The following is a 7750-nucleotide window of genomic DNA, read 5'->3' on the forward strand; positions in this document are numbered from 1 at the left end:
GGGCCCAGGAAAGCTTCACAACTCACCTAACCCGTGCGGTCCTTCTCATGTCACGGCCCGACCGGGACGATCACTAATTCCCCCAAGGTCGTTAGACGCTCGTCCCGTCATGTGCAGTTACACCAAGGCGGCAACCACGGCAGACGCAACCCCTACATCCGCTACCTCACGCCCCGCGCAGGACAACGCTGACGAACTCACTCGCTGCCGCGCTTGAACACGCACGAGCGGTGACCCCTGCACAACCATGTGCGCCCCCGGGCACCCTGGCCCGGTCGAACCAACGCACGCCGAGCCGCGCTTCCGGGCAGCCGTCCCATCGCACTGATGCCAGCTCACGCGAGCCCTACCGCGGTCATGCTGTCCCGCGGCGATACGGCCCGGCCGACGGCCTCGCACCTCCACTTGACGCCCTAGGCCCGCACGCGGAGACGCGGCGCCGGCAGTCGAGGCAACCAAGATTGATTACATATCGCACAAAACGCACTATAACGCGTCACTGAGAAGGGGGTTCGAGACTGACAGATTCGCTGTCTCAGTCGAACGAGTACCGTCGACACGCTGTCTGAGCCGGTACTGCAAGGAATACGGCTCCCCGCCTGTTAATCTTGCGACCGTCCTAGTGAATCTGACAGTCTCAAACCCCCAACAAACATCGACAGTGCCCCAGGACAGCGAGCAACCAGGGCGAGGTAGGGGAGAGGGAGGAAGGCACCCATGAAGGTCATCATCCTCGCCAGCCAAAAGGGTGGAGTGGGCAAAACCACGACGACAGCGAATATCGGCGCAAGTCTCGCCAGCGGTGGAGCTCGCGTCGGCATGATCGACCTCGAACTCCAGGGGCAGCTCGGCGTCTCCCTTGGCGCGTTCGCCCGCAAGCCACAGGACATCGGCAGCGCGCTGATCGACTACATCGACGCCCTCGACTCCGACGACCTCGGAGCTATGCCGCCACTGCACAGCCGCATGGTCGACCGAAGCGTCCTCCTCAAGGAGTTCGAGAAGCCTGGGACCCTGAGCGTCATCGGGTCGGTCATGAACGTCACAGACCGTGCCCGAACCGAGGTAGCGAAGCGCGGGTGGGAGGCCATCTCCAGTCTTAGAGAGCTGCTCGTGACGGTGGAGGACGAGTTCGACTTCATCCTCGTAGACACCCCACCCTCCGCGGACGCTCTGTCCTCCGTAGCTCTTGCCGCCGGCGACTTCGTCATCGCCGTGTGCAACCCCCGGCTCGCAACCGCCGACGGAGCCCGTGTGGTGCGGAACAACGTTGTGAAGGTCCCCGAGAGGACCGAGGGAAAGTGCCAGCCTGTCTTCCTCGGCACGGTGATCAACGAAGCACAGCCGCCTTCCAAGCGAACCGATGAGGCTGACGCTGTCGACACGTACCTCCAGAAGCACGAGCTCGCGCCCTTCAGCAAGCAGATCCGAACGAGCCCGCAAATCTCTGCTTCGTATGGAATCAGCCGACCCATCGTGATTGATGAGCCGAGCTATGCAGCAAGCGGCTGGTACGAGGACCTCACCGTCGAGATCCTCGCTCGCATGAAGGGCTCGACAACATGAGCACCGCTCCTGACGACCAGGTGAAGGCACAGGAAGGCACCGGGAAGCGGCCAGCCGAGGCTGGAACGAGCCCGAAGCGGAAGAGAGGGAAATCCCGATCCTTCGATTTCTCCGCCATCGAGCACGTAGGCAACGATGCCACCGAGGGTGGCTTCCTTGGCGACGACGCAGCCGAATCTGAACGCCGTGGCAGCTCCGAGCCGACCGCCGCGCTTCCTCCAGCACCCGAGCCGCCGGCCCCCGCAGATGAGGAACCTGCTCGCGAACTACGGGCTGTCAACATCGACGAAGCTCCTGCGGGGGAGCAGGGGGCAGTAGAAACCACCCGCACCTTGCCTCCAGATGACGCCTCCAACGCAGTGTCCCTTCCCAATCAGGCTGCTGGGGCAGAGGCGGAAGAACCCCCAGGGGCGCGGCTGGCCGAACAGGGGAAGGAGACCGACCAGCCTATCGTCGAGGCGCCCGCGTCGGCCGCTCCAGAGAGGATCCCTACAGAAGAGGGCACTCGCCCCAGTCGGCCAGCCACACGGCAACGCCGCAATGACGGGCCAGGGTTTTCCGCTGCCTCGGCGGAGCCGACCCTAAGGCCGAGGCGAAAGAAGGCAGGCAGCCCAGGCCCCGTTCAAGCTACCGTCCTTCAGTCGTTCATCAAGCACCGCACTGAACGAAACTGGGTGACTTGGTCTGGCCGAATCGAGGGCGAGACCAAGGCCAGGCTCCTGGACAAGGCTGACGACGACGCAGCAAGTTCGAAGCGCAACCTCATGCCCGGCCACTATCTCGATGCGGCTCTGCGAAAGATCAGCGAGCTGAGCCCTGAGGAGCTCGCGTCGCTGGCCAACGAGTGGCTGATCGAGAAGTGGTCAGGCGAGCACCCGCCGGGCGTGAGCATTCAAGCCGGTGTTTCCCCGGACATGTCCGAGTTCCTAAAAGGACTCAAGCGCACGATGCGTGGCCAACGGGGTGCCGGGAGCGGAGGAATCATCCTCGACGTCGTCTCCGCAGCCGTCGACCGCTTCCTTGACGAGGCGGACGAGGAAGGCCCATTCCCCTCAGTCCGGTAGGGATCAGCGCGTAGTTGAAGGACCCGGCCACATCTTAGATTCTAGTGGTCGTTGCAGCACCCCAGTTCAAGGGGTGCGATGGACTTCGAGATCCGCGAGGTGCGGACCAGGGCTCAGGGGCCGGTGAAGCTGTGCCGGGAGCGGGAGGCACACTCCCGGCTCGTGCAGCAGGGCTACAGCAACCACGGAAGCCTGCAGGATCGTCGGTGTTGACCGGCGAACCGGCAACAAGTGGCGTAACGGCCGCAGCGCCGACCGTAGGCGGAAGGCGGCACCACCGATTTCCGCGGTGGTGCCGCCTTCCGGCACATTCAGGTACCTGTGTGAGGACGAGCGGATCCACATCGCGGACCGGCTGAGGGAGAAGGCCACCGTGAGGGCGATCGCCGCGGAGCTGGGCCGCAGTCCGTCCACGGCCAGCCGGGAAATCCGGCGCTACCGCCACTCCGGCAGCGGGGCCTATCGTCCGCACGCGGCTCAGGCCCGCGCTGATGCCCGACGGCCCCGCCCCAAGCTCCGCAAGATCACCCGGGAACGGGAGCTTCGCGACGCCGTCCAGGCGATGCTGGACGAGAAGTGGAGCACGGAACAGATATGCCAGGCTCTGCTGGCACGGTTCCCCGACCGGGCGGAGATGCACGTGGTCCACGAGACCGTCTACCAGGCGCTCTACGTTCAGGGCAGGGGCCAGCTACGGCGCGACCTCGCCGGCGCCCTGCGCTCAGGGCGGGCCCGCCGCAGGCCCCAGCGACAGGCCAACTGCCGGCAGCCGCGCTTCACCACCCCGATGATCATGATCAGCGAACGGCCTGCCGAGGACCGGGCGGTGCCAGGCCACGGGGAGGGCGATCTGATCATCGGCAAGGACGGGAAGTCCGCGATCGGCACCCTCGTCGAACGCGCAACCCGCTACGTCATGCTCCTGCACCTGCACCTGCCCGGCGATCACGCAGCCGAGACCGTCCTGACCGCACTGACGGCCACCGCCCAGACCCTGCCCGCACACCTCAAGCGATCCCTGACTTGGGACCAGGGCAGCGAAATGGCCCGGCACGGCGAGTTCACCCTCGCCACCGACATCCCGGTCTGCTTCTGCGACTCCGCCAGCCCCTGGTAGTGCGGCTCGAACGAGAACACGAACGGGCTGCTGCGGCAGTACTTCCCCAAGGGCACCGACCTCTCGGTCCTCAGCCCCGAGCACCTGGACTCCGTCGCTGACCAGCTCAACCGCCGCCCACGCAAAACGCTCGGCTGGGAAACCCCAGCCGAGCGCCTGGCTAAACTCCTCGCGGCCTAGACAACCGACCACGTGTTGCAACGATCGCTACAAACCGCCCATCGGCCGGACCCCTCAACTATATGTTGATTCACATATTCACCCACTTCCACGCACGCACCCCAACACGCACCCATACGCGCGACGTTGCGCGCCTACCGCCGCAGACGCCGCCCGACTCGCCCAAGGGCGGAACTTCGCACTGTGACACTGTCACGCTCACCGGCACCCCTCTCTGCTTCTGTCACTACCGCGACCATGACGGTTGATTGGGCTAATTTGCCCTCAATTTCGAAATTTTTGATGGGTCATCAAGCCGTGGGAAAGCGCGACGTGCGGCACCAGGTGGTTCTGTCATTACCAAAATGCTGGCGATCACGGGGTAGGATGCCTCTAACGGAAAGTGAGGATGGATTGATGAGGACTACCGCGGGCGGATGGTCACTCAGAGCCCTGGCACAAGAGGCCCATGTTCTGCCCAAGGTGGCGCGAGACGCGACTGACGAGGGCGTGATCGACGCCCACCACATCGTGGAGTCGGACATCGTTCTGGTCCGGCTCTACGGCGCGTTGAAGCGCCTCGTCTGGCCGGAAGAACGTCGGCCGGCCAACAAGGACCAGGGGCTACGGGTCTGGGAGTCAATAACGATCGAGACTGCGCGGGCTGCCCTGCCGGACGAAGTCCAGCCAGACACTGGGCTGTTCGTACACCAATCCGGATGTGAACTGGCCACGGGCCCGGGGCCCTACTGCTCCGCCCTCTTCAAGCTCGCTTCGGAGCCCTTCTACTACGCGCCGCTGGGCCTCTGGTTCATGGAACTTCCATCGAAGCGGCCGACCAACGAGGTCGTCGGCTCTGCCCGCTAGCAGCGGCTTATGACTTGCACTCAGGGGACGCACAGACTAACCCCCTGATGCTCGATTGGCCCGGGTGCACGACCCGGGCCAAATCTGTCGAGGAGGTTAGGCACTACTCAAATTCCAAACTCCACACCGCCACGTGATCGGCTCCTCTACCTCCCCAGGCAGCGCCGGTCCGCGATGGCCGTTGTTCTCCTACCTCCTCGACAGGAGCAGATCATAGCTACCCGCCCGAGGGCTGGTTCAGTCGTGCCCAACGCCGAAACGACCCGGCGCGCCCCAGCCCCACACTCGCCCGACAACCTCGCTCATGAGCGGCAGGCCGCCAATGAGCCTCTTCTGCTATCTCCAGCGATGCGTACGGCTCTTGCCTCCGCAGTTCGGGAGCTGCTTCACGACTCCCGGCTGGCTGGGCAAAGTCCTCTCGTCAAGCTGGCCGCCGTGGTCCTGTTGGCGAAAGCTCCCTTGATGTCTGCCGTCGTCGATATGACGGCTCGTGACGTTGGTGGCTGGCTGGGATGCTCGGTCTCGCACGTTGGGCACACGTTGGTGCCGGATGCGAAGAGGTCGGGTTCCATCTTGTGCGCGCCGAAGCGGTCCAAGGAAGGGCGGACTGTCGCACTGCGCTTTGAGCTTCTTCCGCTGCGGGAAGCGCGCGCTGCTGCAGGTGAGGCGCCGCTCGGGAAGCTGACCAAGCGGGAGCTGGCGACACTGTTGCGGTTCTGCGAGGCGGTGACATGTCCGGGATGGACGCCGAAGGACAAGCCCGCCACCTTGGCTGGGTTCATGGCGTCGCGGCGCGAAAGGGGCGCAGCGACGGACCGTCTGGCCATGGTGCTGCTGTGCCTGGAGGCCCGAGCTGACGGTCGGGTACGGATGGCCCCGGGTCGGGTAGCTCAGGGGATCCGACGGGCCGATGTGACGGTGGCTCGCCTGATGGGTTGCGAGGTCGATGTCGCAGCAGCTGCGGTCGACCGCTTGGTGGCCGCCGGGAAACTCGAGTTGGAGGGGGAGGAGCGCGCTGATGGCGGTCGACTTCGGGTGCCAGCGGTCGTAGCCGCTCATGCGCGGCTACGCAAGGTATTGCCAACGGAGCCTGCTGGCCGTTCTTCCGTCTTGGCGGATGAACGGACGCAGGAGGGTGGACCGTGTCCACGGTGCGCAGGGACTGAGTCTCCCGAGGACGAAATGGTGCTGGCCGGTGATGGGTGGGCTCAGGAGAACCTGGAAGACCTCATGTTGGCCGCCTCCGCCGCCTCCACTTGTGCATCCGGGGATCAGTCGGCCAGGGATTCGGCAAATGCCCAGGTCAGTACGGGTCTCCGCGAGCAAGCCGACCCGTCGGCTTCTGCAGACCTCCACACTGGCCACACACCGGTGGTTACTCAAGGTGGTTCTGATACTGCTTCGTCTCGCTTTTCCGGCGAAGCCGCGTTGGGGTTCCCACCGTTGCCGGAGCGCGCGGACGAGCGCGAGATCCACTCCGGCGCGGGCAGTATCGGCGTGGTCGACGAGCAGGGTGTGCGGGGTGGCCCGCTTCGCGGGGAACAGCAGGCGGATCGAGCCGGAGAGGGTAAAACGACTCCTGAGCCGGTCGTCGCAAAGCCGGTCCGGTTGCGGTGGTCGTTGCCGCGGGGGCTGGAGCGGGTGCTGGACCCGGTACGGCTGGAATGGGCCCGGATCGGGCATGCCGGGGGGCGTATCCGGGTGCGGGTGGCGCTCAAGGCCGAGTTGCGGCGGCTGGCTGGGGTCGTGGGCTCGGAGCAAGCGCCGGTAGTGCTGGCCGAGCGGTTGGAGCGGCGACTTGCTGCTCAGCACGGTGAGCGGGTGCGCGAGCCCGTCGGCTGGCTGTTGTCGCGGGGTCTGCCGCAGCGGGCGGAGTGCTACGCGACGGCGTGCGACGACCAGGTGCGGATGGACACCGGGCTGGTGTGCCCAAGCTGCGAGCTGCTGATCGGGGACCGCCGGGCGCTGCGGCACCAGGTCGTCCAGGCCGTGGCCGCCGAGTTGCCCCGCATGGCGCCGGCCGAGGCCAAGGCGGAGGTCGAACGGCGGCTGAGCCGGGAGGTCGCCCTGCGGGCTGCGCGGGACGCTGTACGGCGCGAGCGTGCCGTGGTGGAGCGGGCGCGCCGCGAGGTGGTCTGGGCGCGGCAGCGCGAGGAACTCGATTGGGAGAAGGCGGAGTTGGCGGAACGGGCGTGTGAGGAGTGCGGGGTCCCGGAGGCCGCTGGCCTGTGCCCGGTGTGCTCGCACAACCGCACGGTTCGTGAGGCTGTGGAGCAGGCGGCGCAGGTCGCGGCCGCCGTGAAAGGGCCGGTGAAAGATCTGGGCGTGGTGGCGGGTCGGCTGGCCGCGTGCCGGGGCCGGCTGGAGGGCGAAGTCGACCGGGTGACGGGACGGTTGCGGCGCGAGGGGATGCCGGAGGCCGCAGTGGCCTGGGAGGCGCGGAACTTGGCCGAGGAGCTGCTGCGAGCGGAGCGAGCCCGCGCGGTGGACGCTCTGCTGGACTCGGCGGAGGCCCAGGCGGAGGCCGAACGGGTCTTCGCCATCGAGCGGGCGCGGGGCAGCGGTGAGCTGCAGGCCCGGGCAACTGCCGAGCAGGCACGGCAGCGCAGCGCGAAGCTCCTTCTCGCCCAGCGGCTCGGCCAGGTCAGGGCCGCGGATCGGCCGTCGGCTTCCGAGGAGGTCGTCGGTTGGCGGCAGCGGATGGTCGAGCTGGCGGCGCGTGCGCTCGACGACGAGATCCGCGTGCCGCAGCCGGCGGCGGGCGAGTGCCGGAAGGCGGTGAGCGCGGCGTGAACGGGGGACGGGAGTTGGTGAGGTGTCCCCCGGAGTGTGGACACGGGGGTTCATGCTGCGAGTGTGAGTGTACGTGCTCTCTGTTGTTGCTGTTCGAATTCGGCTGGTGAGAGGTAGTTGAGGGCGCTGTGGCGTCTGCGGGCGTTGTAGTAGGTAAGCCACTGGAAGATCTCCAGTCGCGCCT

The 7750-nt window shown here is 66.4% G+C and carries 5 protein-coding genes and 1 pseudogene; 5 read left to right on the top strand and 1 reads right to left on the bottom strand.

Going from position 1 to position 7750, the window contains the following annotated elements; translation table 11 throughout:
* Positions 1 to 717: 717 nt before the first annotated feature.
* The 5 genes and pseudogenes from ACFU5K_RS30600 (at position 718) to ACFU5K_RS30620 (ending at position 7566) form a co-directional block, all read left to right on the top strand.
* Positions 718 to 1566, top strand: coding sequence for a ParA family protein (locus ACFU5K_RS30600; RefSeq protein ID WP_384067615.1), 849 nt, complete (start codon positions 718 to 720; stop codon positions 1564 to 1566).
* Between the two features lie 674 nt (positions 1567 to 2240).
* Positions 2241 to 2630, top strand: a complete 390-nt coding sequence (locus ACFU5K_RS30605) for a hypothetical protein (RefSeq protein WP_384067617.1) — start codon at positions 2241 to 2243, stop codon at positions 2628 to 2630.
* 280 nt (positions 2631 to 2910) lie between these two features.
* Positions 2911 to 3927: pseudogene (locus ACFU5K_RS30610) on the top strand (IS30 family transposase).
* Between the two features lie 396 nt (positions 3928 to 4323).
* Positions 4324 to 4773, top strand: coding sequence for a hypothetical protein (locus ACFU5K_RS30615; protein WP_384067620.1), 450 nt, complete (start codon positions 4324 to 4326; stop codon positions 4771 to 4773).
* A 1443-nt stretch (positions 4774 to 6216) separates the two neighbouring features.
* On the top strand, positions 6217 to 7566 hold the full coding sequence (locus tag ACFU5K_RS30620) for a hypothetical protein (RefSeq protein ID WP_384067623.1): 1350 nt from the start codon (positions 6217 to 6219) through the stop codon (positions 7564 to 7566).
* Between the two features lie 50 nt (positions 7567 to 7616).
* Here ACFU5K_RS30620 and ACFU5K_RS30625 read toward each other — a convergent pair.
* A partial coding sequence (locus ACFU5K_RS30625; RefSeq protein WP_384067626.1) for an integrase core domain-containing protein occupies positions 7617 to 7750 on the bottom strand: 134 nt, incomplete at its 5' end.

Source organism: Streptomyces sp. NPDC057428 (assembly GCF_042803195.1).
Taxonomy (GTDB): domain Bacteria; phylum Actinomycetota; class Actinomycetes; order Streptomycetales; family Streptomycetaceae; genus Streptomyces.